The organism is Enterobacter sp. PL1 (assembly GCF_945957325.1).
Taxonomy (GTDB): domain Bacteria; phylum Pseudomonadota; class Gammaproteobacteria; order Enterobacterales; family Enterobacteriaceae; genus Enterobacter; species Enterobacter roggenkampii.
Map to the genome: position 1 here is coordinate 24,057 of NZ_CAMFKT010000029.1, position 21,827 is coordinate 45,883.

A 21,827-nucleotide genomic window follows, 5' to 3' on the forward strand; every position below is an offset into this window, starting at 1 on the left:
GGAGAAAATAATGACGACACACCAACCCGACTGGCAGGCGTACCTGGCGCAGATGGAAACCGTACTCGGCGTGACGCTGGATGACGCCCGCCGCGCCGAGCTGCAGCTGCAGTTCGGCCGCATTGCCAGCATGGCCGCCCCGCTGATGGCGCTGCCGCTCGACGACCGTCTGGAGATTGCAGGAGTGTATAAAGCATGACGCTACACGAGATGAGTATCAGCGCTATTCAGCAGGCGCTGAGCGCGGGCGAGCTGAGCGCTCGCGAGATTGCCCGCCAGACGCTGGAGGGGATTGCGCGCGTTAACCCGCAGATCGGCGCCTGGACCGCCGTGACGGAAGCACGCATGCTCGCCGAGGCCGACAATATCGATACCCTGCGACGGGAAAAGCGCCCCCTGCCGCCGCTGGCGGGCGTGCCCTACGCGGTAAAAAATCTGTTCGACGTTGCCGGTCACACCACCCTCGCGGGGGCAGAGCTGTTCAGCCAGCGCCCAGCCGCGGCCGCCGACAGCTTCGCCGTGCGCCAGCTGCGCAGCGCGGGCGGGCTGCTGACCGGGATGGTCAATATGGACGCCTACGCCTACGGCTTTACCACCGAGAACAGCCACTACGGCGCGACGCGTAACCCGCACGATCTGACGCGTATTGCGGGCGGGTCGTCCGGCGGTTCAGCCGCCGCGGTTGCCGCCGGGCTGGTGCACTTTTCGCTCGGCACCGACACCAACGGCTCAATTCGCGTTCCGGCCTCCCTGTGCGGCATCTACGGCCTGAAGCCCACCTTTGGCCGCCTGTCGCGATCCGGCAGCCATCCGTTTGTCGCGAGCCTGGATCATATCGGGCCCTTTGCGCGCCGCGTATGCGACCTGGCGTCCGTGTACGACGCGCTGCAGGGCCGGGACACCAGCGACGGTTTTCAGGCAGAGAGCTCGCGGGAACAGACGCGCCCCCTGCTTGACCGCGGGCTTGACGGCCTGCGCTGCGCGGTGCTCGGCGGCTACTTCACCACCTGGTGCGACGCGGACGCCAGAGACGCCGTGGCGCGGGTGGCGAAGGCGCTCGACGTGCAGGATGAGCTTCAGTTTCCTGACGCCGATCTGGCGCGTTCCGCGGCGTTTATCATCAGCGCCTCCGAAGGGGGAAATCAGTACCTGCCCGCGCTTCGCCGGGAGCCCGAGCGTTTTGAGCCGCACTCCCGCGAACGCCTGCTGGCCGGGGCGATGATCCCCTCTGCCTGGTACATTCAGGCCCAGCGGTTTCGCGCGCAGGCACGGCAGGCGTTTCACGCGCTGTTTGCACGGGCCGACGTGCTGATTGCCCCGGCAACGCCGCGCAGCGCCACGCGGATCGGCGAGCAAACCATGGTGATTAACGGTCAGCCGCTTCCCATCCGCGCCAGCATGGGGATGCTGACCCAGCCGATTTCGTTTTTAGGCCTGCCCGTGACCACCGTTCCGCTGCGCACCGCGCAGGGCGCGCCCATTGGCCTGCAGCTGATTGCCGCGCCGTTTAACGAGCAGGCCTGCCTGCGCGTCGCGCGGGTTCTGGAAGAGAGCGGCATCACCGATGCCCGCCCGGCGGAGATAGCAGCATGATGAATCACGATGACATTAACCTCCCGTGGGTGGTTGCCGAGGTGACGGCCGCGTTTTACCGCTATGAGGACGCGCTGGTGAGCAACAACGTTGCGGTGCTGGACGAGCTGTTCTGGCACGACAAAAACACGGTGCGGCTGGGGGCCGGTGAAAACCTTTACGGGATTGATGAAATCCGCGCTTTTCGTGCGGCGCGCGCCGCCGCCGGGCTGCAGCGGACGTTGCGCCACACCGTCATCACCACCTTCGGGGAGGATTATGCCGTGTGCAGCACCGAGTTTACCCGCGAGAATACAGAACGCATTGGCCGCCAGCAGCAGACGTGGGTGCGGTTTGCCTACGGGTGGCGCATCGTGGCGGCGCAGGTGAGTTTGATGGTGTAACGCTGAAAAACCTGCCCGGTGGCGCTGCGCTTACCGGGCCTACGATGTCCCGTATGCTCTGCGGGTCCTGTAGGCCGGGTAAGGCGCAGCCGCCACCCGGCTAAACACGGCTCAGTTATTTCTGAAACGGATGCACCTCCCGCCAGTGGTCGGCAATCTGCTGGCGGGTACAGACCCACACCCGCTCGTGCTGCTGCACATAATCCAGGAACCGCTGCAGCGCGCGAAAACGCCCCGGTCGCCCGAGCAGGCGACAGTGCATGCCGATGGACATCATCTTCGGCGCGCTTTCTCCCTCTTCGTACAGCACGTCAAAACTGTCCTTCAGATAGGTATAAAACTGCTCGGCGGTATTAAACCCCTGCGCGGTGGCAAAGCGCATGTCGTTCGCATCCAGCGTATAGGGCACAATCAGGTGCGGTTTGCGGGTGCCGTCGCTGCAGGCCACTTCCGTCCAGAAGGGTAAGTCGTCGCCGTAGTAGTCGCTGTCGTAGTCGAAGCCGCCATGCTCCACCACCAGCTGGCGCGTGTTGGGGCTGTCGCGCCCGGTGTACCAGCCGGTTGGCGGCTTGCCGAACAGGTCGGTCAGAACGTGCACCGCCTTGTGCAGGTGTTCGCGCTCCTGGCTGATGTCCATATTCTGATAGTGGATCCAGCGCCAGCCGTGGCTGACCACGTCGTAATCCGCGGCTTTGATCGCCTCAACAATCTCCGGGTGACGCGCCAGCGCCATCGCCACGCCAAAGACCGTCAGCGGCAGGCCGCGTTTCTGAAATTCATTGTGGATCCGCCAGAACCCGGCGCGGCTGCCGTATTCGTAGAGGGAGTCCATCGACATGTGTTTGTCCGGGTAGCTGGCCGCGCCGATGATGTCCGACAGGAACTGCTCGGATCCGGCATCGCCGTGCAGAACGTGGTTTTCCGCCCCTTCCTCATAGTTGAGCACAAACTGCACGGCGATGCGTGCCTGATTCGGCCACCGCGCGTGCGGCGGGTTGCCCGCGTAGCCGCGCAGATCCCGCGGATAATCCTGTTCGAAAAGCCCCATTGCCACCCCCAAAAATTAAAATGGATTCAATGCCTGAAAATGCCCGCTTAACGCTTTGTTCTCCGGGAACGCCAGGTCCCCGTGCTTGCTGGTCGACAGCCCCAGCGCCACCAGCGATTCCACCATCTTCACCGCCGCGCTGACGCCGTCGATCACCGGCACGCGCAGTTCGCGGGTCAGCTCCTGCGCCAGGGTCGCCATGCCGCCGCAGCCCAGCACGATGGCGCCGCAGCCATCCTCTTGCAGCGCCTGTATACAGCGCGCGCGCACTTTCTCCTGCGCCAGACCGCTGCCGTCTTCCAGCGCCAGCACCGGGAGATCGATAGCGTGCAGCGCCGCGCAGTGGTCCTGAAAGCCATACTGGTGCAGCAGATGACGGGCAATGATCAGCGTGCGCGGCAGCGTGGTAACCACCGAAAAGCGCGTCGCCACCAGCGTCGCCATATGCATGGCGGCTTCCGCAATGCCGACTACCGGCCCCTGCGCCAGCTCGCGCGCCGCCAGCAGGCCCGGATCGCCAAAGCAGGCGATGACGTGACCATCCACGCCCTGCTCCCTGCCTTTTTTGATCTGTTCCAGGACACCGACGGCGGCGATGGCCTCATCGAAGTGGCCTTCTATAGACGGCACGCCCGCGCTCGGACAGACCGCGAGGATCTCCGTCCCCGGCGCCGCCACCGCGCGGGCCGCCGCGCCGATGGTTTCCGTCATGGCGAGGCTGGTGTTGGGGTTGATCACTTGTATACAGACAGACATTACGACTCCTTGTGGCCGGCAAACAGCCGGGCAAAATCAGGCAGGCACTCGCCCGCCCGCTCGAAGCAGAGGCTGGCGACGATATGTTCAAAATGGTCCATGAGGGCATCGCTTAGTGGCTCAAGCGCCTTCTGGCGCAGCAGATCCACCAGCTGTTCGTGATCGTTGCAGCGGCATCCCTGACGCCACGGCGCGCCCCAGGTGGCGATCACCAGCGAAGAACGCTGGCTCAGGCCGGTCACCATCTCCGTGAGCACCTGGTTGCCGGAGATAGCCTGCAGCTGAATGTGGAAATTGGCGGAGTGGCGAATTGCCGCCGGACCGTCATAGGCCTCGTGCGCCTGCTGCTCCTGGCGAATAATGGCCTCCAGCGCGGCAAGGTGCGGCGGCTGACAGTGCGCCAGCACGTCCGGCAGGTTAGCGACCTCCAGCAGCGCGCGGGTGCGGAAGATGTGCCGCGCCTCTTCCACCGTCGGGCTGGCGACGTGTGCACCACGCTTGGGCGTCAGGGTGACCATTTGCACAGCGGCGAGTCGTTGAAGCACCTTGCGGATGCCCGTGCGGCTCACGCCAAATACCTCTGCCAGCGCCTCTTCCGGCAATTTGCTCCCCGGCAGCAGCTGGTGTTCGACAATCGCGGTCATCAATGCCTGGAAGATGGTTTCGTCTTTGTCATGCAGGTCTGACGCGGTCTGCAGGGCGTTTATGTTGTTCATTCACCACTCCGAATTTACTTTCCGTTATCGAATCGTATACATAAAAATAAAATATTGCATACAAGATTTATTATTTTGGCCTGGATCCTGCAACACCGTTTGCACTCCCACTCAACGGGTTTTCATTCACAGGAGCAGGTTTCATGCCAAACAGTCAAAACGCGCAGCAGGGTACGGCCGCTGATTCCGGTGCGGTTTACAGCCCACGTCTTTGCAATGAGGATCTGGCACCGACGCGTGACCAGAACTGGAGCTGGTACAACATCTTTTCGTTCTGGATGTCGGACGTTCACAGCATGGGGGGTTATGTGGTCGCCGCGAGCTTCTTTACGCTCGGGCTGGCAAGCTGGCAGGTGCTGCTCTGCCTGCTGGTGGGGATTTGCATCGTGCAGCTGTGCGCCAACCTGGTGGCCAAACCGAGCCAGATGGCGGGCGTGCCCTATGCGGTGATCAGTCGTCAGGCGTTCGGCGTGTTCGGGGCCAATATTCCGGCGGTGATCCGCGGGCTGATTGCCTTCGCGTGGTACGGGATTCAGACCTATCTCGCCGCCAACGCCCTGATGCTGGTGGCGCTGAAGTTCTGGCCATCGCTCTCTTCACTCACTACCGGCGCATTCCTGGGCCTGTCGCATCTGGGCTGGATCTGCTTTGCCATTATGTGGGTCCTGCAGGCGATGGTCTTCTGGCACGGCATGAGCGCCATCAAGCGCTTTATTGATATCGCCGGTCCGGCGGTCTATGTGGTGATGCTGGCCCTCGCCGGCTGGATTGTATACAAGACCGGTTTTGACGGGATCTCCTTTACCCTCGCCAGCAAATCCCTGAGCGCGGGCGAGCAGACCTGGCAGATGATCACCGCCACGGCGCTGGTGGTCTCCTACTTCTCCGGCCCGCTGCTCAACTTTGGCGACTTCTCCCGCTACGGCAAAAGCATGGGTGAGATCCGCCGCGGCAACCGCTGGGGGCTGCCGTTTAACTTCCTGCTGTTCTCCATCGTCACCGTGGTCATTGTCTCCGGCACCCAGTCGCTGTTTGGCCGCATGATCACCGATCCGATCGAAACCGTCAGCCGCGTGGGTAACGATCTGGCCGTGGCGATTGGCCTGCTGACGATGATCACCGCCACCATCGGGATCAACATCGTGGCGAACTTCGTCTCACCGGCGTTTGATTTCTCTAACTGCTCGCCGCAGAAAATCAGCTTCCGCACCGGGGGCATGATCGCCGCCGTCGGTTCGATCCTGCTCACCCCGTGGAACCTGTTCAACTCGCCGGAGCTTATCCACTACACCCTGGACGTGCTCGGGGCGTTTATCGGCCCGCTGTTCGGCATCCTGATTGCCGATTTCTACCTGATTAAGCGCGGCAAGGTGTCGGTTGACGATCTGTTCGACGACACGCCAAAGGGCAAATACTGGTACCGCAACGGCTTTAACCCGAAAGCCATTGGCGCCCTGATCCCGTCCGTTGCCGTGGGCCTGGTCATCAGCTTTATCCCGGCCCTGCATGAGGTGGCAAACTTCAGCTGGTTTATCGGCGTCTTCCTCGGCGGCGTGACCTACCGCTGGCTGGCGCGGGAAGAGCGCGAGACGGCAGGCGCGACGTCGTTTGGCTCCCGCGTGGCGACGCAAAAAGAGTAACCCCTCCTCTCTGGCCGCAGCGTATCTGCGGCCCGTTCATTCTGGCACCGTTCTTGCTGAGCTTTCCCACCCCGCTACGCACACACGAAGGCAGGAACCATGATGGAATACCAGACTGCGATACGCGGTGCATTTTTTGATATTGCCCGGGTCTGCGACAGCGCAGACGCCATTGCCCGGCACGCGCGCTACCTTGAGGACGGCCTGCTGTTTATACAGAACGGAAAAATTCTGGCGCACATGCCGTGGCAGGAGGGCGAGCAGTATCTTGATCCGCACAAAGGCTATACCGACCTGCGCGGCAGGCTGCTGCTGCCCGGCTTTGTCGACACCCACGTCCATTATCCGCAAACGGAGATGATCGGCGCCTTTGGCGAACAGCTGCTGGAGTGGCTGACCACCTACACCTTCCCGGTGGAGAGCCAGTTTGCCGATGAGGCCTACGCGAAAGAGATCGCCGAATTTTTCATACAGCAGCTGGTGAGCAACGGCACCACCACCGCGCTGGTGTTTTGCACGCTGCATCCGGAATCGGTTGAGGCGCTGTTTACCGAGGCCCTGCGCCTGAACATGCGCCTTATCGCCGGCAAGGTGATGATGGACAGGCACGCGCCGGACTACCTGAGCGAAGACGCGAAGCAGAGCTACCGGCAGACGCGGGCGCTGATCCAGCGCTGGCATCACCGTGGGCGGCTGGGCTATGCGATAACGCCGCGCTTTGCCCCGACCTCATCACCCGAGCTGCTTGCGGCGGTCAGCCTGCTCAGAGAGGAGTTCCCGGATACCTGGCTGCAGACCCACCTGAGCGAAAACCCCAACGAAGTGGCCTGGGTGAGCGATCTCTGGCCGGAGCATGAGCGCTATCTGGACGTGTATCACCACTACGGCCTGACCGGCGAGCGCAGCGTGTTTGCCCACGCGATCCATCTGCACCACAGCGAGTGGCAGTGCCTGCATGACACCGGCTCGGCGGTGGCGTTTTGCCCCACCTCAAACCTGTTTCTCGGCAGCGGGCTGTTTCGCCTGCCCGCCTGCTGGCAGCACAGGGTGCGGATGGGCATCGGCACCGACGTCGGCGCGGGCACCACCTTCAGCATGCTGCGCACCCTGGGAGAGGCCTACAAGGTCGGCCAGCTTCAGAGCTATCGCCTGCGCGCCAGCGAGGCGTTTTATCACGCCACGCTGGGCGGCGCGCACGCCCTCCGGCTGGATGACAAGATTGGCAACTTCGCGGCAGGCAAAGAGGCGGATTTCGTGGTTATCGACCCCAACGTCACGCCGCTGCAGCGCCTGCGCAATCGGCGCTGTCAGGATATCTACGAGCAGCTTTTCGTGCTGATAACCCTCGGCGACGAGCGCAACATCAGCGAGACCTGGGTCAACGGCGAGCGGGTGTGGTCAACTGCCCCGGTAGGTTGACCATCCGCCGGGGGCAATCACAAACGGCAGATGGAAGTGTTCGTCTGCCGTTTCTCCCGTGACAAACTCAATGTGCGCGCAGGGATAGATCGTCTTCCGGCCAGTATCGCTAAACCACGCCCCGATCTCCGCCACCAGCCGATAGCGGCCCGCGGGCAGAGAGGGAACGAACGCGGCGATGCGCCCCTGGGCGTTGGTCACGCCCGTGGCCAGCGTCTTCCCGTCCTGTTGCAGATGAACCGTCACGCCCTCCGCGGGCTTGCCCGTCGAAATATCGAGAATATGGGTGCTGAGTGTGCTCATTCGTGAATGACTCCTTCCAGACGCAGCAGCGTAATTTCCCGCAGCTGTTCCAGCGCGGCACGGATTTCCTGCGCGTCGCTGTTCTCCAGCCGCGCGTGCAGGGCCTGTAATATCTCCTCGCCGCTGCGGCCCTTCGCGCGGATCAGAAAGACACGTCCAAAGCGGGCTTCGTAGCGGGCGTTGCCTTCACGCATCGCCCGGGCAAGAGCATCATCGCGGTCATTCACCGCCCCCTGCTCCTGGCGCGACAGCGCCGCCTCCGCCGCTGTACCCGCTGGCTTTTCCCCGATGCGCGGATGGGCGCTCAGGGCTTGCGCCAGCGCCGCTTCGTCCCAGTTTTGCATCAGCGATTTCGCCGTACTGAACAATTCGTCCCGGCTGGCGTAAGGCCGCCCGTGAACCAGCGCATCGGCCCAGCAGGGAAGCGCCACGCAGGGGTGAATCAGCGCTAACGCCTGTTCATGGGGAAGATGATTGAAGTCGTGCAGTGCGATCATAGTGTCTCCTTTATTGTCCTTCTCCTGGCTATTGCACAAACCACGCCACCCTGAGCACAGGCGTGAAACAGTCGATTCCACAAAGTCGACCAGGAAATTTTTGATTCATAAAAAGGCACGCTCACCGCGTTTACGCACCTTAGCAGTGCAAACGTCTCCCTTACAACGCCGTTTTCGCCATGCTGCAGCCTGGTACGCAAATTGCTGACTGTCTTTACACCCTGCAAAAGGAGAGAAGCATGAAAGCAATCGTTATTGGCGCGGGTATTGGCGGCCTGAGCGCCGCCGTCGCGCTGAAGAAAGCGGGCATCGACTGTACCGTGTTTGAAGCCGTAAAGGAGATCAGGCCCGTCGGGGCGGCCATCTCCATCTGGCCTAACGGCGTGAAATGCATGCAGCACCTCGGCATGGGCGACATCATCGAGACCTGGGGCGGGCCGATGCGTTTTATGGCCTACAAGGATTACCGGCGCGGCGATACCCTGACCCGCTTTAGCCTTGCCCCGCTGGTTGAGCGTACCGGCGGACGCCCCTGCCCCGTCTCGCGCGCTGAGCTTCAGCGCGAAATGCTGGACTTCTGGGGTCGCGACAAGGTGCAGTTCGGCAAGCGCGTCGAAGGCGTCCATGAAGACGACGCGGGCGTGAGCGTGACCTTCACCGATGGCACCACCGCCGCCGGGGATTTCCTGATTGCCGCCGACGGCAGCCACTCGGCGGTTCGCCCGTACGTGCTGGGATACACCCCGGAGCGCCGCTACGCGGGCTATGTGAACTGGAACGGGCTGGTGAAGATTGACGAAGAGATCGCCCCGGCGCACCAGTGGACCACCTTCGTTGGCGAAGGCAAACGCGTGTCGCTGATGCCCGTCTCCGGCGGACGCTTCTATTTCTTTTTTGACGTGCCGCTGCCCGCAGGCCTGGCGGAGGATCGCACCACCCTGCGCGCCGATCTCACGGGCTACTTCCGCGGCTGGGCGCCGCCGGTGCAGAAGCTTATCGCGGCGCTGGATCCTGAAACGACCAATCGGATTGAAATCCACGACATTGAGCCGTTCGACAACCTGGTGCGCGGCAACGTCGCGCTGCTGGGCGATGCCGGGCACAGCACCACGCCGGATATCGGCCAGGGCGGCTGCGCGGCGATGGAAGATGCCGTGGTGCTGGGGGAATGCCTGCGTGAAAACCACAACACCACGCTGGCGCTGCGGCAGTACGAGGCGCTGCGCTGCGACCGCGTACGCGACCTGGTGCTGAAGGCGCGCAAGCGCTGCGACGTCACCCACGGCAAAGATATGGCGTTGACGCAGGCCTGGTATCAGGAGCTCAAAGAGGAGACCGGAGAGCGCATCATCAACGGTCTGTGCGAGACCATTCAGGGCGGCCCGTTAGGCTGAACGCAAGAGGGACAACGATGAAAAGAGAACCGACCCCACCCGCCCACTGTACGTTTGAGCCAGAGGACTGGCTGCGTCTGGCGAAATGCTGGCATCCGGTCGCGCGCGCCTGCGACGTCGGTCCGGCGCCGGTCAAAGCGACGCTGCTGGATGAACAGCTGGTGATTTACCGCATTAACGACCAGGTCGTGGTCGCCCGTGACGTTTGCCCGCACCGCGGCGTGCCGCTGACGCTCGGCTTTCACGACGAGCACGGGATTATCTGCCCCTATCATGGCTTACGCTTTGGGGAAGACGGTCGCTGCAACCGTATTCCGTCCAGCCCCGACCAGCCCGTTCCGGCGAAGCTGAACCTGATTAACTACGCGGTCGAAGAGCGGTTCGGGCTGATCTGGACCTGCCTGGCCTTTGATCCGGATAACCCTGCGCCGCTGCCCACCATGCCGCACTGGGATGACGACGGATTTCAGCAGATTAACTGCCCGGCGTTTGAGGTGAACGGCTTTGCCGGACGTCAGGTAGAGGGTTTTCTGGACGTGGCGCACTTTGCGTGGATCCACACCGAAACCTTTGCCGATCCCAATAATCAGCTTGTGCCTGCCTATCAGCCACAGGAGACGCCGTTCGGCTTCGTGGCGGATTACTGGAGCGCCGTGAGCAACTATCCCGCCAGTTCCCCCGTGCAGGCGCCAGAAGGGTTCCAGTGGTTGCGCCATTTTGAAATGCACCTGCCGTTCACCGCCACCCTGACGATTCATTTTCCGGGTGAATCGCGGCTGGTGATCATGAACGCCGCGTCGCCGGTGTCATCGCGCGTGACCCGCATGTTCGCCCCTATTGCCCGCAACTTTGACCTGCATATTCCGGTGGAGGATGTGCATGCCTTTAACCTGCGGATTTTTGAAGAGGATCGCCTGATGGTGGAAACCCAGCGCCCGGAAAACCTGCCGCTGGACCTGACGCTGGAAGCGCATATCCCCGCGGATAAAAGCTCGATTGCCTATCGTCGGGGGCTGAAGAAAATGGGCTTTGGCGAGTTTTTCCTGGTATGACGGAGGCCAATATGCTGAGCGTAATTGTTGACGGGCTGTGGCGCGAGGGCGACAAAAGCCTCGCCGTCAGGCTGGTGGCTGATAACGGCGAAGCGCTGCCGCCGTGGCAGCCCGGGGCGCACGTTGATGTCCACCTGCCCTGCGGCGTGGTGCGCCCGTATTCCCTGACCGGAGCATGTGGGGACGAGAGCTATCTTATTTGCGTGGGGCGTGAAACCGCCTCGCGCGGCGGGTCGCGCTACGTTCACGAGACGCTGCGTCCCGGGCAGAAGCTGATGATATCGGCTCCACGCAACCTGTTTCCGCTGCAGCAGGCAGAGCGGGTTTTGCTCCTGGCGGCGGGAATTGGCATTACGCCGCTGTATGCGATGGCCCTGCAGCTGAAGGCGACCGGAACGCCGTTCACGCTGCATTATTATGTCAGAAACCGGGAAAGCGCGGCGTTTGAGCGCGAACTCTCCCGGCTCGGTGAGTGCCTCATTCATACCGCCAGCCCGCGCACAGCGCTGGCGGCACATCTCCCCGCGGCCGAATCGGGCCTTCACGCCTGGGTCTGTGGTCCAGCGGGTTTTATGGAAAAAGTGCGTGAGGTCGCCACGGCAAAGGGATGGGATGACGCCCATCTTCACCGCGAGGCGTTTCAGCCCGTTGCGCCCGCCGCAGGCGGTGAAGCCGGGGAGATCTTCACGGTCAAACTGGCCTCCACCGGGGAGCGCTGGCCGGTGCCTGCGGATAAAACCATCGCCCAGGTGCTGCAGGAAAATGGCGTGGCGGTCCCGCTTTCCTGTGAGATGGGGATCTGCGGCGCCTGCCTGACGCCGGTGATTGACGGTGTGGTGGATCACCGGGATAGCGTGCAGTCGGAGGCGGAAAAAGACGCAACGGACCAGCAGGTGGCGCTGTGCTGTTCGCGAAGCTATTCCGGGGAGCTGGTGATTGGGCTGTAAAACGAAAAAACCCTGCGATATTGCTATCGCAGGGTTTTCGAATTTGGCGGAAGCGTAGAGATTCGAACTCTAGAACCCTTTCGGGTCGCCGGTTTTCAAGACCGGTGCCTTCAACCGCTCGGCCACGCTTCCAAAGTGAGGCGCACTATAAACATCTATTAGCGCCTTGTAAAGCAGGAATTTTTCGATTTTTCCCCACGGGCGTTTGACTGCGCAAAAAGTCACCCAAACGCTGATATCCACTCACTCTCCGCGACCTTGTACATACCGTAACATAGCAACGCTCATCCTTTTAAATCGCTCTGGTATAGAATGCCACAAAAATAGACGGCCATTTGTTGTGTAATTGTTATAAATCTGAATTTCCGCAGATTTAAGACATTACTGCCATGCAGTGTTACTGGTTGATGATGAAAATCAAAAATACGCTTTGCTTACATTTTCTGATGGCGTTTCTGGCCATTTTGTTTCTTTGTATTCACCCGCTGGTGGCGAGCTTCGATCCGCCGCTTACCTTCCAGCCGCTGATTAAATCAATGGCGGGCACGCCTAAAGAACAGGCGGAAAAAATTGCCACTATTTCTCATGCCTTAGAAGGGAATGCGATATTCTTCATTGGTGCGTCTGAGGTGGCGACCTCAGAAGATGAACATTACGCTGTCTATAATTACTTTAATAAGCAATTGCACAAACCCGTCGTGGCGTATGGCGATGCGTTTGTCGATGACGAAACGCAGTTTTTACTGTTCTCACGTTTTAAAAATAGCCTTAACGCAAACAGTAAAGTTGTTTTGCTGCTGGCACCTGACAGCTTTTACTCAAAAGGCCTGCCTCCCGCTATCTATGCCGATAATTTCCCGGGTTCTGTTTTTACTCCTTTGATGAAGGATCCGCAGGCACGCCCAATATTGGTTAATTATTTAAAACATATTGAGAGTAAAGAAATAAGCCATTTAACCTTTGGTCAAATGCGTGTCTTTGGCTGGCACCCCGATCTGATATGGGACGAGGTGAGTTTCCAGTTTGCCAACGTCTGCACCCTGATAAAAAACGACTGGCTGGCGCTGCTTCACGTCACGCCCCGGACGGAACAGCCGTGGCCGCCACAGCCAACCACCCACATTGCCCCTGACTGGGATAAAGAGCTGGCGAATGCCCGCGAGTTAAATAAAAAACGCCAGCAGAGCGCGGCCACCCTGTGGATGGACAAAACGATTTACGAGGAGGACGGTACGCGGCAGCAGTGGGATGACACGCCGGTCGTGCCTGCGCAAATCGCTGCCTTCAGTAAAACCGTCCAGCTGCTTAAAGAACACCACGTGCAGGTGATTGCTATCGTCGACCCGGTTAACCCCTGGGCGCTTTACAACACCGATACCTTCCGCCCGGTGGATAAGCAAATTAAAACCATTCTGGAAAAGAACCAGATCCCGTATTTAGATATGTACGCCATGCCTTATCAGAATGGCTGGAACTGGGATCGTCTGCACCCTTCCGAACTGGCCTGGGTTCCTATGATTCGCTTTATTGCACAGAGCTTTAAATAATGAAAATCGCGATCCGTCTTTTTTTCCTTTATCTCCTGCTGGCGATCACCATCGTCGCGTGGACCTCTGTCGATGACAGTATGAGTTTGCAACTGCATTTTGAATATCAAAAGTTCTGAGGCCGAATGATGTATAGCTCAGGAATGTTTTTTGTCTGTTTGTTTTCATCCGCCCTGGCGTTTGCGCTGGTCAATCGCCTATTACGTCATCGCCTGACGTATTTATCGGCGTTATCCGTCCTCGCTGCATTAGGCTGGGGCTATATTTTTCAGGGTGATTACCGTGTTCCCGCGGTCGTTTTTTTCAGTTTTTACCTTGTCGCCACGTTAAAAGAAAAAGGATGGTTAAAAACCTGGCAGGCGATTGTGTTAACGCTGCTTCCTTTATTTTTGGTGAAATTGCACCTTAATCATCATCTCGGCATGATCGGCCTCTCTTTTATGACATTCCGCGCGGTGGACGTGCTGCTCTATCGCAGTAAAAAAGAAGGGCAGAATTTCCTGCACTATTTCTGCTATCTGTTTATGCCCTTTATTATTCTGGCAGGCCCAATGTACCGCTGGCGGACATGGATGAACGACGTCAGCAAGCCCGTCTTTGCCCTTAACCGCGAACAGTTTTTAGTGGCGCTGGAGCAAATCATTACCGGCATTATCCAGAAGTTCCTGTTTGCCATGCTGGTTGATTCGCTGGTCGTGCAGCCCTGGAGCCATAAGCCGTTTACGCTGACCGTGGGCGTGGTAATGTCGATAGCCTACAGCGCCTACCTCTACTTTGATTTTGCGGGCTACAGCAATATGGCCATCGGTGCGGGCCGCCTGTTTGGGCTCAACATCCCGGCAAACTTCAATATGCCGCTTCTGGCAAAGAACCCGCAGGATTTCTGGCGCCGCTTCCACATCAGCCTGTCTGAATGGCTGCGCGATGTGGTCTTTATGCCCGTTTATATGAACCTGATGAAGTTTAACTTTTTCCGTCAGAACAAAACGCTGGCGCAAAATATCGGTATTTTCTGCACCCTGTTTTGCATGGGGGCATGGAATGGCCTGGAACGCCATTACGTCATCAGCGGCGCGCTGTTTGGCGCCATTTCTGTCGCGCACAACATGCTGCTGTGGTCAGCCAAACGCAGCCCGGCGTTACACCGCGGGTTGCAGTATCCGGCTGTTGCGTTTTTGGGACGCATTCTGACGCTGGGAAGCGCCGCGGGCGCCCTTTACATCTTTAGTGGAATGTCACCTCTATGAAAAATCTCTCCGATCTTCAGGAACTGCAGGATTTCTTGCGTGCGGCATTATGCGATCCCGCCTCCCCGCAGCAGCTGGCCATCAGCGGCAGCGACGAAGCCTTAAGCTGGCTGCAGCTTTCCGCTGCCGTGACGGACTGGGCGCAGCGCTATCAGCGTAGCCAGCCTGTTGCCGGTACGCCGGTCGTCTTGTACGGACACCAGCAGGCCGAGTTCGCCGTGGCGATCTATAGCTGCCTGCTGCACAACATTCCGTACATTCCGGTGGACTGCATTTACCCGCAGGAGCGCCTGCGGGAGATCTGCCACCTGGCCAGCGCCCCTTACTATTACGACGTCGCGACCCGGCAGTTCATCGCCACGGGTGAACCGGGCAAGGTGCTGGAGGAGCAGGATCTGGCCTACATCATGTTTACCTCCGGCAGCACCGGCAAGCCTAAAGGGGTGCAGATTGGGCGTGAAAGCGTGTGGCACTTCATGAAATGGGTCAGCCAGGACTTTTCGCTGCCGGAAAAACCGGTCCTGATGAACCACGCGGTGTTCAGTTTTGACCTCTCCCTGATCCCTTTGCTGGCGAATCTGGCGATGGGTGGACACATCGTGCTGAACGCCAAAGACGATATTCAGAAAGCGAACTGGCTGGAGCGACTGAAAAGCAACGCCGTCTCCGCCTGGGTTTCCACCCCCTCTTTTGCTTACCAGCAGCTGCTTTCCCCGCAGTTCAACAGCGAGTATTTACCTGAACTCAACGTCTTTATCTTCATTGGTGAAGTGTTGAATAAAGCGCTGGTTAAACAGCTTCGCCGCCGCTTCCCGCAGGCCAAAATTATTAACTCCTATGGCCCAACGGAAGCGACCATCGCGACCACCGTGGTCGAGATCACGGATGCGATCATGAACAGCGACAGCGCCGTGCTGCCGGTGGGGGTCATGATGCCTGAGAGCAGAATGGAAATTTCCGCCGAGGGCGAGCTGATTATCTGGGGTAAAAACGTCATGCGCGGCTACCTCGGCCTGCCGCAGGAGAACGCAGAAAAATTACTCCGTCGGGAAAATGAAGCATTTCGCGGCTACCGGACCGGCGATCTGGGCTATGAAGCGGGGCTTATCTACTGCCAGGGACGCAACGACAGCCAGGTCAAACTGAATGGCTACCGTATTGAAATCAACGAAATTGAAAACCGCCTGCTGGCGATGTCCGGGATTAACGAAGCGGTGGTGATGCCACTGATGAAACCCTGCGGCAGCGTGCTGCGCATTGCCGCGTTCTGCGTGACGGAACTGGCGCCGGATACCATCAAAACCTCGCTCTCGAAGGTAGTCCCCCACTACATGGTGCCGTCACAAATTATCGTAAAAGACGCTTTGCCGCTGAATCCTAACGGCAAAATTGACCGCAAGCTGCTGGACGCTTACGCCCGCACAAATTAATGACTCCAGGAAAAATTATGGAACAAGAAATTCTCGCCCTGTTCGAAAAAGTGTTATCCCGTAAGGTGGGCTTTCACGATGAGCTGATTGAATCCGACATTCTCGACTCCATCCTGGCGGTCGATATGGTGCTGGAAGTGCAGGACGTTTACGGCTGCATGATCCCGCCGACAGACGTGGCGACGGTGCTGAAAACCCCGGCGGACCTGGCCCGCTATATTGAAGAAAACCGCTAAACGCCCCTGCTGTTAATCCTGTCCTGAAGGCTCTGGCGCATCGCGCCAGAGCCCAGACGCAAAATGAATATCCTTCACCGGAATTAAACCAACCGCTTTTGGGATTTCTCCTACACTTTAGGGGTCGTGTTGTTCTTAACAGAGGAGTCTGCGGTATGGCATTCGTAACCACGAAAGACGGCGTCAACATTTACTACAAAGACTGGGGTCCGAAAGAGGCTCAGCCTATTGTCTTCCACCACGGCTGGCCGTTGAGTGCCGATGACTGGGATAACCAGATGCTCTTCTTCCTGGCAGAAGGCTATCGCGTTATCGCTATCGATCGCCGCGGACATGGACGATCGGATCAGGTGAGTGAAGGCCACGACATGGATCATTATGCGGCCGATGCGTCAGCCGTGGTTGAAAGCCTTGATCTGCACAATGCCGTGCACGTCGGTCACTCCACCGGCGGCGGCCAGGTCGCCCGCTATGTTGCGAAGTACGGCCAGCCGCAGGGGCGCGTCGCCAAAGCGGTGCTCGTCAGCGCCGTCCCGCCTCTGATGGTCAAAACGGAGACGAATCCCGGCGGAACGCCGATCGAGGTCTTCGACGGCTTCCGCAAAGCGCTGGCGGCTAACCGCGCCCAGTTTTATCTCGACGTTGCCAGCGGTCCTTTCTACGGTTTTAATCGCGATGGTGCCGACGTTTCGCAGGGTACGATCCAGAACTGGTGGCGACAGGGTATGATTGGAAGCGCCAAAGCCCACTATGAGGGGATTAAGGCGTTTTCAGAGACCGACCAGACGGAAGATTTGAAAACCATCACCGTTCCCGTTCTGGTGCTGCAGGGCGATGACGATCAGGTTGTGCCGTATAAAAATGCCGCCCTTCTCCAGGACAAGCTGCTGGCGAACAGCGTGCTGAAAATTTATCCGGGCTTCCCGCACGGGATGCATACCACCCATGCGGATACTATCAACGCGGACATACTGGCCTTTATTCGCTCATAACGCCGCTTTTCTTGCCGGGTGGCGCTGCGCTTACCCTGCCTACGCCACGATATCCCGCTCAATGCATGAACGCCACCCGAGGGTGGCGTTGTTTATTCCGCTTAGCGATTATCCAGCTGGGCGCGAACGTTGTTCAGCCCGGTGGTGTTGATGCGGTAAGGCTGCCCGTTCACGGATCGGATCAGCTTTTTGGCGCGGAGTTTTTTGAAGACGTTCAGCGTGCAGTCGCTCAGTATCAGCCCTTCACGGGTATAGCACTCTACGGACGTAACGCGGCCGGAACTGTCGCGGACGTGCACGATACGCCCACCTTTGGCGAGAACGTGTAAGGTACGTTGTTCCTGACGGGATAAATTCATACTGGAAAACCTGTGTAATCATCATGCGTAAAAACGAGCCCACACCCGCAGGTGCGTGCGTAAGGTTTAAGCGCAGCGATAACCAGTCCGTCCTGAAAAGGGCGGGAAGCTGATTATCTGATGAAAACATTCTCCAGCATCAAAGCCTCGGTAAGCGATGAAAAGGTATTTAGGGGGTGAATGATAACGCCGGGGTTTTACAGGGAAATAACCGGGTCTTAAAAATGTGAGGCGGATCGGCTAATCCAAAAGAAAAACCCCAGGTCAACGAGTAACCTGGGGTTTATATCTGGCGGAAGCGCAGAGATTCGAACTCTGGAACCCTTTCGGGTCGCCGGTTTTCAAGACCGGTGCCTTCAACCGCTCGGCCACACTTCCTGAGTGAGGCGAACTATAAACACCTCACCGCGTGCTGTAAAGAGTGCCAGCAATCGTTCGCTGTAAAAATAGTCAAAACGTGTTTAATCGGTTGAACTGACAACACATCGACGATTTTATCAGCACAGGCCTAGTGTTTCTTGATGTACATGTCTTTCGTGTAATAGTACCCCAGCTTATCCGGCGTAAAGCCGCCCACCCACGGTTTAACCAGGTGCGTACGGACGTAGTGATACACCGGAATGGCGGGCACATCGCGTCCCAGCAGATCTTCCGCCTGCTGGTAGAACTTACCCCGCTCTTCCGTTGTTTTGGCTTTTGCGGCATTCACCAGCGCCTGGTCGTATTCCGGATTGCTGTACTGGCTGGTGTTTTCGCTGTCGCCGGTGCGGAAGTTGTTCAGGAACGTCGCCGCGTCGTCGTAGTCGGCAATCCAGGCGTAACGCACCGCGTCAAAGTTGTGGGTGTGCATGGTATCCAGCATGGTTTTCCACTCCTGATTTTGCAGCTTCGCGTCCACGCCGAGGTTTTTCTTCCACATGGAGCTGGCGGCAATCGCGATGCGCTGGTGCGATTCAGAAGTGTTATAGAGCAGGTTGAAGCTCAGAGGATGGCTTTCGTTATATCCGGCCTCGTTCAGCAGTTTTTTCGCCTCGGCGATGCGCTTGTCCAGCGGCCAGCTGGCGTAATCCGGGTTCTGGAGCTTAACGCCGCCGATGTCCGGCTGGCTGATGAGCCACGCCGGGCGCTGCCCCTGCCCCAATACTTTTCCGGCAATGATGTCTTTGTCGAGCGCCATGTTCAGCGCCTTACGCACCCGCGCGTCGTTGAAAGGCGGTCGGGTGGTATTGAATTCGTAGTAATAGGTCGCCAGCTGCGGAGAGACATCCAGCTGGCTGCCCAGGGTTTTCTTGAGCTGAGCGAACTGGTTAATCGGCACCGTGTAGACAATATCGATTTCGCCCGCTTTATAGCGGTTCACATCCGAGGCCTCGGACGTGATGGGCAGGTAGGTCACCTTGTTAATCACGGTGTGCGCGTTATCCCAGTAGCGCGGGTTGCGCTCCGCCACGATGCGTTCGTTGACCACCCACTGCGACAGCTTATACGCCCCGCTGCTGACGAAGTGCTCAGGCTTGGTCCACTTTTCGCCGAAACGGCCAATCAGCACTTTATCCACCGGCACAAGCGACGGGTGCGCCAGCATGGCGAGGAACGCCGCGTTTGGCTGGGTGAGCGTCACTTCCAGGGTGGTGTCGTTAATGGCTTTCACGCCCAGCGTATCGGGCGCTTTTTTCCCCTGAGCGATATCGGCCGCGTTGGCGATATGCATGTTGCCCGGATAGCTGGCATACGGTGAAGCGGTTTTAGGATCAACCAGACGCTGCCAGCTCCAGACCACATCTTCCGCGGTGATTGCAGTGCCGTCGCTCCAGGTAATGCCCGGACGCAGATGGAACGTCCAGACGGTGTTGTCCTTGTTCTCCCATTTTTCCGCCAGCCGGGGCTGGACGTCACCCGACGGGGAAACGCTCACCAGACCTTCGAATAAATCACTGATAATATTGAATTCGATGTCGCTTTCGACTTTATGCGGGTCGAGCGAAGCCGGTTCACTGCCATTATTCCTGACCAGTTCCTGTTTATCGGCCAGCGCGGTTCCTGCCGGCACGTTAGCCGCCCAGGTCGCCGTGCTGGCGCACAGGATCCCGGCGGTAAGTAAAGAGAGCGTAAAGCGCGTGCGTGTTTGTGGTTTCATGTCCTTCGCCTTATTGTCTGTTTTTGTGACGATCCGGAAATAACTCTTAGCGGCCTTATGGTAATAACGCAATAATTTTCAGTAACCTATAAGAGGTTGATCTGATTAATCGCGTCAAACCGCTGTTCATACTGGTGAAACGTATTTATGCAGAAGAAACAACCAGGTCCCGCGCTAACCTGCTGAGTAAAGATGGGTAAAACCACTTTGAGAGTGACGCGCCGTTTCCTATTCTTTCCGTTAATTACATCTGTCATAAGAGAGTGACTCATGGATCGTATAATTACTTCCTCACGCGACCGCACATCGCTACTCAGCACCCACAAGGTGCTGCGCAATACCTATTTCATGCTCAGCCTGACGCTGGCGTTTTCGGCGATCACCGCCACCGCCAGCACCGTGCTGATGCTGCCGTCTCCGGGACTGATCCTGACCCTGGTGGGTATGTATGGTTTGATGTTCCTGACTTACAAAACCGCTGACAAACCGGTCGGTATTCTGTCCGCGTTTGCCTTCACCGGCTTCCTGGGCTACATCCTGGGGCCAATCCTGAACGCGTATCTGTCCGCCGGAATGGGCGATGTGATTGGTATGGCGCTGGGCGGCACCGCGCTGGTGTTCTTCTGCTGCTCGGCCTACGTGCTGACCACGCGTAAGGACATGTCCTTCCTCGGCGGCATGCTGATGGCGGGTGTTGTGGTGGTGCTGGTGGGTATGGTGGCCAACATCTTCCTGCAGCTGCCTGCTCTGCACCTGGCGATCAGCGCCGTATTTATTCTGATCTCTTCCGGCGCGATCCTGTTTGAAACCAGCAACATCATTCGCGGCGGTGAGACGAACTATATCCGCGCCACCGTGAGCCTGTATGTTTCGCTGTACAACATCTTCGTCAGCCTGCTGAGCATCCTGGGCTTCGCCAGCCGCGACTAAGCTGACCTGCTGAAACAAAAAGGAGAATGCCCCCGGCATTCTCCTTTTTTTATGCCTTAATCACCCCGGCAAATATAGGTGGGGTAACGCCGGTCCTGAATCAGCCATACGGAAGGCGAGAGTTCAGAGATCGTGAGATAGTAGCGTGCGGTCGGGCTGGCAAAGCTTCCCCACTGGGCATCAGGGGTGTTGTCATTGTGTCGACGCCAGGTCTTGGTGTAGCTCAGGACAATTACCTTATCATCGTCCCGTCGCTCCCACGTAAAATCCACGTCCCTGTCAACGATCAGGCTCTTACCTTCAGCCTTTGCAGCGCCTTTGTAGGTGGTCAGGCCGGTGCCGTTACGATGAAAATAGAACTGGGCAACGGCATTGACCTTCACTTCATTTGCCTTTCCTTGATTGCGCGTAAAATTAAACTCGGTGCTGCAGGCCAGCGCATCGCGCTTATAGGCTCCGCCGGTGTAGATAAAGAGCGCAAACGCCCCGCCAACGACTGCGCCACCCAGTCCGAACAGAAGTCTGTTTTTCATTCTTCCGCCCCGCTTTTATAGCGAATAGTTTTACACAGGCTGGCTTCACTCACCGGGCAGGCGCCGATGAAAACCTCATCGGCGGCGGCAAGCGAAAAGCGGGCGCTGAAATAATAAATGTTGTACTCCTCGCGCTCGCACGCGACGTTATTTTTCTTCAGCAGCTCGGCCAATTTTGATAACACCAGCGGTCGGCCATGATCGTTGATCACCCAGAGCCGACAGCCAGCTATTTTTTCCTTAACGGGTTTGAGTGTTGCGGGTACGGTTATCTCAAGCTGTCGGCTAAAAAACAGGCTAAACCCCACGACTGACGTCGTTAATACCGCTAAAACCAGCCACCACTTTTTGGATAAACGCTTATATCCTGACGGCTGCTCAACGGACGGCTGAGATACTTCGGGCGTAACGCTCTCTGCGGGCTTAAAAATAACGTCGGCGTCAAAGCGGAATCCAAACCGGGGCACGGTCACGATATAGTCGTGGCTGTCGCCCAGGGCGTGGAAGCTTTTGCGTAATTCACTTACCGCCTTATTGAGGTTATTTCCCGACGGCGTAAAGCCGAACTCCTCCCACACGCGAGTGATCAACTCCTCCCGGCTCAGGTCGCGCCCTTTATGACGAATAAACTCCTGTAAAAGACGAACGGCCGGAGCCGAAAGCGTTAA

General features: G+C 58.4%; 22 protein-coding genes, 2 tRNA genes and 1 pseudogene. 14 read left to right on the forward strand and 11 right to left on the reverse strand.

The window, feature by feature from the left end:
- The first annotated feature begins 10 nt into the window (after positions 1-10).
- From hpxX to hpxZ, 3 genes are read left to right on the forward strand one after another with little or no spacing between them, the layout of a single operon-like run.
- Positions 11-199 carry an oxalurate catabolism protein HpxX gene (gene hpxX, locus N6P30_RS20650; protein ID WP_023292838.1) on the forward strand — a complete coding sequence of 63 codons (189 nt, stop codon included), beginning with the start codon at positions 11-13 and terminating at the stop codon, positions 197-199.
- Positions 196-1,593 (forward strand): AtzE family amidohydrolase, encoded by a 1,398-nt coding sequence (locus tag N6P30_RS20655; protein WP_023292839.1) that lies wholly within the window; start codon positions 196-198, stop codon positions 1,591-1,593. Before hpxX ends, N6P30_RS20655 begins: the two co-directional genes overlap by 4 nt.
- The gene (gene hpxZ, locus N6P30_RS20660) at positions 1,590-1,976 is read left to right on the forward strand and encodes an oxalurate catabolism protein HpxZ (RefSeq protein ID WP_023292840.1); all 387 of its coding nucleotides are present in this window, start codon (positions 1,590-1,592) and stop codon (positions 1,974-1,976) included. Before N6P30_RS20655 ends, hpxZ begins: the two co-directional genes overlap by 4 nt.
- 115 nt (positions 1,977-2,091) lie before the next feature.
- On the opposite strand, the gene puuE is transcribed toward hpxZ, so the two are convergent.
- From puuE to N6P30_RS20675, 3 genes and pseudogenes are all read right to left on the reverse strand, one after another.
- Positions 2,092-3,024, reverse strand: a complete 933-nt coding sequence (puuE, locus tag N6P30_RS20665; protein ID WP_023292841.1) for an allantoinase PuuE — start codon at positions 3,022-3,024, stop codon at positions 2,092-2,094.
- Positions 2,909-3,780 (reverse strand): annotated as a pseudogene (hpxA, locus tag N6P30_RS20670) (allantoin racemase). Before hpxA ends, puuE begins: the two are co-directional and overlap by 116 nt.
- Complete coding sequence (locus N6P30_RS20675; protein ID WP_023292842.1) at positions 3,780-4,496, reverse strand: GntR family transcriptional regulator; 717 nt, start codon at positions 4,494-4,496, stop codon at positions 3,780-3,782. Before N6P30_RS20675 ends, hpxA begins: the two are co-directional and overlap by 1 nt.
- Positions 4,497-4,639: 143 nt before the next feature.
- On the opposite strand from N6P30_RS20675, the gene N6P30_RS20680 reads away from it, so the two are divergent.
- Positions 4,640-6,136 carry an NCS1 family nucleobase:cation symporter-1 gene (locus tag N6P30_RS20680; RefSeq protein WP_008499855.1) on the forward strand — a complete coding sequence of 499 codons (1,497 nt, stop codon included), beginning with the start codon at positions 4,640-4,642 and terminating at the stop codon, positions 6,134-6,136.
- 102 nt (positions 6,137-6,238) lie between these two features.
- Positions 6,239-7,555 carry a guanine deaminase gene (gene guaD / locus N6P30_RS20685; RefSeq protein ID WP_023292844.1) on the forward strand — a complete coding sequence of 439 codons (1,317 nt, stop codon included), beginning with the start codon at positions 6,239-6,241 and terminating at the stop codon, positions 7,553-7,555.
- Here guaD and uraH read toward each other — a convergent pair.
- On the reverse strand, positions 7,535-7,858 hold the full coding sequence (gene uraH / locus N6P30_RS20690) for a hydroxyisourate hydrolase (protein WP_008499857.1): 324 nt from the start codon (positions 7,856-7,858) through the stop codon (positions 7,535-7,537). The genes guaD and uraH overlap by 21 nt on opposite strands.
- On the reverse strand, positions 7,855-8,355 hold the full coding sequence (gene uraD, locus N6P30_RS20695; RefSeq protein ID WP_023292845.1) for a 2-oxo-4-hydroxy-4-carboxy-5-ureidoimidazoline decarboxylase: 501 nt from the start codon (positions 8,353-8,355) through the stop codon (positions 7,855-7,857). The genes uraH and uraD overlap by 4 nt, the downstream gene beginning before the upstream one ends.
- Positions 8,356-8,594: 239 nt before the next feature.
- On the opposite strand from uraD, the gene hpxO reads away from it, so the two are divergent.
- From hpxO to N6P30_RS20710, 3 genes are read left to right on the forward strand one after another with little or no spacing between them, the layout of a single operon-like run.
- The gene (gene hpxO, locus N6P30_RS20700) at positions 8,595-9,749 is read left to right on the forward strand and encodes an FAD-dependent urate hydroxylase HpxO (protein WP_023292846.1); all 1,155 of its coding nucleotides are present in this window, start codon (positions 8,595-8,597) and stop codon (positions 9,747-9,749) included.
- 17 nt (positions 9,750-9,766) lie between these two features.
- Complete coding sequence (gene hpxD / locus N6P30_RS20705; RefSeq protein ID WP_023292847.1) at positions 9,767-10,801, forward strand: molybdenum cofactor-independent xanthine hydroxylase subunit HpxD; 1,035 nt, start codon at positions 9,767-9,769, stop codon at positions 10,799-10,801.
- An 11-nt stretch (positions 10,802-10,812) separates the two neighbouring features.
- A complete protein-coding gene (locus N6P30_RS20710; RefSeq protein WP_023292848.1) occupies positions 10,813-11,748 on the forward strand; it encodes a PDR/VanB family oxidoreductase in 936 nt (311 codons plus the stop codon).
- 44 nt (positions 11,749-11,792) lie between these two features.
- On the opposite strand, the gene N6P30_RS20715 is transcribed toward N6P30_RS20710, so the two are convergent.
- Positions 11,793-11,880, reverse strand: a tRNA-Ser gene (locus N6P30_RS20715).
- Positions 11,881-12,158: 278 nt separating this feature from the next.
- Between N6P30_RS20715 and N6P30_RS20720 the strand changes: the two genes are divergently transcribed.
- The 5 genes from N6P30_RS20720 (at position 12,159) to N6P30_RS20740 (ending at position 17,200) form a co-directional block, all read left to right on the forward strand.
- Positions 12,159-13,295 carry a D-alanyl-lipoteichoic acid biosynthesis protein DltD gene (locus N6P30_RS20720; protein ID WP_032664142.1) on the forward strand — a complete coding sequence of 379 codons (1,137 nt, stop codon included), beginning with the start codon at positions 12,159-12,161 and terminating at the stop codon, positions 13,293-13,295.
- Positions 13,296-13,423: 128 nt separating this feature from the next.
- A complete protein-coding gene (locus tag N6P30_RS20725; protein WP_023292850.1) occupies positions 13,424-14,542 on the forward strand; it encodes an MBOAT family O-acyltransferase in 1,119 nt (372 codons plus the stop codon).
- On the forward strand, positions 14,539-15,972 hold the full coding sequence (locus N6P30_RS20730; RefSeq protein WP_023292851.1) for an AMP-binding protein: 1,434 nt from the start codon (positions 14,539-14,541) through the stop codon (positions 15,970-15,972). Before N6P30_RS20725 ends, N6P30_RS20730 begins: the two co-directional genes overlap by 4 nt.
- A gap of 17 nt (positions 15,973-15,989) precedes the next feature.
- On the forward strand, positions 15,990-16,208 hold the full coding sequence (locus N6P30_RS20735) for an acyl carrier protein (protein WP_008499867.1): 219 nt from the start codon (positions 15,990-15,992) through the stop codon (positions 16,206-16,208).
- Between the two features lie 155 nt (positions 16,209-16,363).
- A complete protein-coding gene (locus N6P30_RS20740) occupies positions 16,364-17,200 on the forward strand; it encodes an alpha/beta fold hydrolase (protein ID WP_023292852.1) in 837 nt (278 codons plus the stop codon).
- 101 nt (positions 17,201-17,301) lie between these two features.
- Here N6P30_RS20740 and N6P30_RS20745 read toward each other — a convergent pair whose 3' ends face one another.
- From N6P30_RS20745 to N6P30_RS20755, 3 genes are all read right to left on the reverse strand, one after another.
- Positions 17,302-17,559, reverse strand: a complete 258-nt coding sequence (locus N6P30_RS20745; RefSeq protein WP_023292853.1) for a YjhX family toxin — start codon at positions 17,557-17,559, stop codon at positions 17,302-17,304.
- Positions 17,560-17,849: 290 nt separating this feature from the next.
- Positions 17,850-17,937: transfer RNA gene (locus tag N6P30_RS20750), tRNA-Ser, on the reverse strand.
- A gap of 130 nt (positions 17,938-18,067) precedes the next feature.
- A complete protein-coding gene (locus tag N6P30_RS20755; RefSeq protein WP_023292854.1) occupies positions 18,068-19,696 on the reverse strand; it encodes an ABC transporter substrate-binding protein in 1,629 nt (542 codons plus the stop codon).
- Between the two features lie 270 nt (positions 19,697-19,966).
- Between N6P30_RS20755 and yccA the strand changes: the two genes are divergently transcribed.
- Positions 19,967-20,626: an FtsH protease modulator YccA gene (gene yccA, locus N6P30_RS20760; RefSeq protein WP_021240844.1), complete on the forward strand. Its 660-nt coding sequence runs from the start codon at positions 19,967-19,969 to the stop codon at positions 20,624-20,626.
- A 56-nt stretch (positions 20,627-20,682) separates the two neighbouring features.
- On the opposite strand, the gene N6P30_RS20765 is transcribed toward yccA, so the two are convergent.
- Positions 20,683-21,159 (reverse strand): hypothetical protein, encoded by a 477-nt coding sequence (locus N6P30_RS20765; RefSeq protein ID WP_008499906.1) that lies wholly within the window; start codon positions 21,157-21,159, stop codon positions 20,683-20,685.
- Positions 21,156-21,827 (reverse strand): transcriptional regulator (locus N6P30_RS20770; protein ID WP_032676868.1); only part of this gene is annotated, 672 nt, incomplete at its 5' end. The genes N6P30_RS20770 and N6P30_RS20765, both read right to left, overlap by 4 nt.